This window comes from Halomonas sp. BC1 (assembly GCF_002078135.1).
GTDB lineage: Bacteria > Pseudomonadota > Gammaproteobacteria > Pseudomonadales > Halomonadaceae > Vreelandella > Vreelandella stevensii.
The window spans coordinates 246,431-249,468 of sequence record NZ_LFGS01000004.1; the positions used below are offsets into that span (position 1 = coordinate 246,431).

Sequence of the window (3,038 nt, forward strand, 5' to 3'; positions counted from 1 at the left end):
GTTCGCCTGCCCTGCGCCTTGAGCCTGATCTGGCGACAGGATCGCGCCATCGAGCCCACCATCAAGGCAGCGCTGGACACCCTGGATACCGTGTGGGCCCACCGCCCTTCCCTGGCGCCATAAAAAGCGCCAGAGGCTGAGCGGGTGAACAGACCGCAAAATTTGGGCAAATGGGGATTTTTCTACTAAAGTGGAAAATCAGCGTGAATAGACCAGTCGGCCTAAAGGAACGATTAGCCACTGTATGGTCTACCCCCTCACGTCCCGTTGATCTAAAATAGGAGATCTTATGAGCAACACGATCAAGACCGTCAATCCCACCACGGGTGATACCCTCGAATCCTACACACTGATGGATGACCAGCAGGCTCAGCAGGTCGTCGAGGCCTGTCATGAGGCCTTTCTCGATTGGCGGCTGACCTCTCTGGATGAGCGCGCTCGCGTCATCAAGGCCATTGGCCAGGCGCTGAAAGCGCATCGGGAAGACCTGGCCCAGCTCATGGTGAAAGAGATGGGCAAGCTGCCGGAGCAGGCCCGTCAGGAAGTGGATCTGTGCGTGGGCATTTGTGACTACACCGCCGAGCACGGCCCCACCAAGCTGGCCGATGAAGAGCGCCAGCCCGGTAATGGCGAGCGCGGTTTTGTCACCTACTCGCCCATGGGCGTGATTTACGGCATTCAGCCCTGGAATTTCCCTGCCTATCAGGTAGTGCGCTACTCCATCGATAACCTCATGGCGGGCAACGGCGTGCTGCTGAAACACGCCGAAAACGTCACCGGTAGCGGCCTGCTGCTGGAAAAGATCTATCGTGAAGCGGGCCTGCCGGAAAACGTATTCCGGGTGCTGGTGATTTCCCATGAAGTGTCCGACAACGTCATTGCCCACAAGGCCGTGCGAGGCGTGACCCTGACCGGCAGCGACGGCGCTGGCCGTAAAGTGGCCGCCAAGGCCGCCGAGCACCTGAAAAAAACCGTGCTGGAGCTGGGCTCCAACGACGCTTATCTGGTGCTGGACGACGCCGACCTGGACGTGGCCATCGACACCTGCGTGACCGGTCGCGTATTCAACGGCGGCCAGACCTGCGTGGCCGCCAAACGCTTCGTGGTCACCGAGAAGAACTACGAAGCGTTCAAGGAGCGCTACGTGGCGCGCATGAAGGACCTGAAAGCGGGCGACCCAACCCAGCAAGACAGCGACCTGGGCCCCATGGCCCGCGTGGATCTGCGCGATACCCTTCACGAGCAGGTGGAAGAGAGCGTGCGCAAGGGCGCAAAAATCCTCTGCGGCGGTGAAAAGCCGGAAGGCAAAGGCGCGTTCTACCCGGTCACGGTGCTGGATGACGTTACCCCCGGTCAGCCCGCCTACGACGACGAGCTGTTTGGCCCGGTGGCGGCGCTGATTCGCGCCAAGGATGACGACGACGCCATGCGCATCGCCAACGACAGCCGCTACGGCCTGGGCGGCGGCATCATCTCCAGGGACGTGAAACGTGCCACCGAGCTGGCCAGCAAGTATTTCGATACCGGCATGGTGTTCATCAACGGCTTTGGTGTGGCAACGCCCGAGATGCCGTTTGGCGGCGTGAAGGATTCAGGCTACGGTCGTGAGCACGGCGGCTTTGGCATGCACGAGTTCGTCAACGCTAAATCGGTGATTGTGGTGCAAAGCTAACATCACCAAGCCCATCGGCTCACGATGGGCTAACCCATAAAAACGCCGCAGTGTCGTTTTCTCGACCTGCGGCGTCTTTATGAGTGGCGCATTTTAACAGTGGCGTTAGGCGAGTTTTTGCTGCCGACGCTGCCATAGTGTCACCAGCAACGCGACCACCAACCAACTTACCAGCGCAGCAATCACGTCATCCAGCACGATCCCCACTCCCCCGGTAACATGTTCCGCCAGATGAATAGGCGGTGGTTTCAGGCCATCAAAGAAGCGGTAGACGCCGAACGCCAAGGCCAACACCAGCGGATGGCGGGCAGCTTTTAGCCCCAGCACTGCCAAGGGGAAAGCCACATATTCATCGGCGACGATACTGCCATGATCCTGTCCATCAAAATGCAGGGACGCCATGTGGCACACCGGCACGGCGGCCAACAGCATCAGCGTGATGATGACCACCTGCTGACGGGTCGAGCGACCTGACAGCCACCAGGCCAACGGCAGGCCAAGCAAGGAACCAAACGTGCCTGGGGCCACGGGCATCAGCCCCAGCCCAAAACCGGTGGCTAACCACAAGTTGGCAGTGCCAACGATATCGAGCATCAGCTGGCCTGCTGGGCCTGATGCTCCAGCTCTGCCACCATATCGGGCGACAGGTTCAGGGCGCTGGCCAACTGGTCCAGCCAGGCGCGTTCCATGGGGTTCTGGTCGTCGGTCACCGCCACGCTGATCAGGTACATTTCACGGGCGGCCTGGGGGGAGTCCGCTTCGCGAGCCAGCGCCCTGGCGTCCAACGGGGCGCGCAGCTGCTGCTCTACCCAGCGGTGCATCTCTTCGTCGGCACCCAGCGCATCGATCTGCTGAGTGATCAGCGCCTGTTCCTGTTCATCGATATGGCCATCGGCGCGGGCTGCCATGATCATGGCTTGCAACAGCTCCAGGCTGCGGCGCTCCTGGTACTCACCGCTGAGTACCTCGACACGCTCCCCTTCTGCCGACGCCGCCGTGGCACCGCCGTTGGCCTGGGAGCGTTGCCAGGCTTTCCAGGCCAACACGCCAACCCCGGCAATGGCCCCATACTTCAGCGCTTTGCCCCCCATGCTGCGGCCTCGCTTGGAGCCAATCAGCATGCCCATGGCCCCGCCACCCAGCAGGCTCTTCATGTCGAACCCGCCCGAGCTGCCGCCGGAGCGCGCCGCTTGGCTGCCACTGCCGCCCAACTGCCGCGACAACCCATCCATGATGCCCTGCACGTCCATGCCACCACGGCCGCCTTTGCCACCACTGGCCTGATTCATCAATTGCTGGAGAATCTTGCTCGCATTCATCCTTGCTCCCCCTTCGGGTCATCATCGTGAATTGATCGGTTCTGGTT

The 3,038-nt window shown here is 61.2% G+C and carries 3 protein-coding genes; 1 reads left to right on the forward strand and 2 read right to left on the reverse strand.

What is annotated here, in order from left to right; translation table 11 throughout:
* Positions 1-289: 289 nt before the first annotated feature.
* Positions 290-1,672 carry an NAD-dependent succinate-semialdehyde dehydrogenase gene (locus tag B7L72_RS02695; protein ID WP_081192390.1) on the forward strand — a complete coding sequence of 461 codons (1,383 nt, stop codon included), beginning with the start codon at positions 290-292 and terminating at the stop codon, positions 1,670-1,672.
* Between the two features lie 105 nt (positions 1,673-1,777).
* Here the strand turns inward: B7L72_RS02695 and B7L72_RS02700 are convergent, their stop codons facing one another.
* The gene (locus B7L72_RS02700; protein ID WP_446497370.1) at positions 1,778-2,257 is read right to left on the reverse strand and encodes a phosphatidylglycerophosphatase A family protein; all 480 of its coding nucleotides are present in this window, start codon (positions 2,255-2,257) and stop codon (positions 1,778-1,780) included.
* A gap of 8 nt (positions 2,258-2,265) precedes the next feature.
* On the reverse strand, positions 2,266-2,991 hold the full coding sequence (locus B7L72_RS02705; protein ID WP_081192392.1) for a tellurite resistance TerB family protein: 726 nt from the start codon (positions 2,989-2,991) through the stop codon (positions 2,266-2,268).
* Between the last annotated feature and the right edge of the window lie 47 nt (positions 2,992-3,038).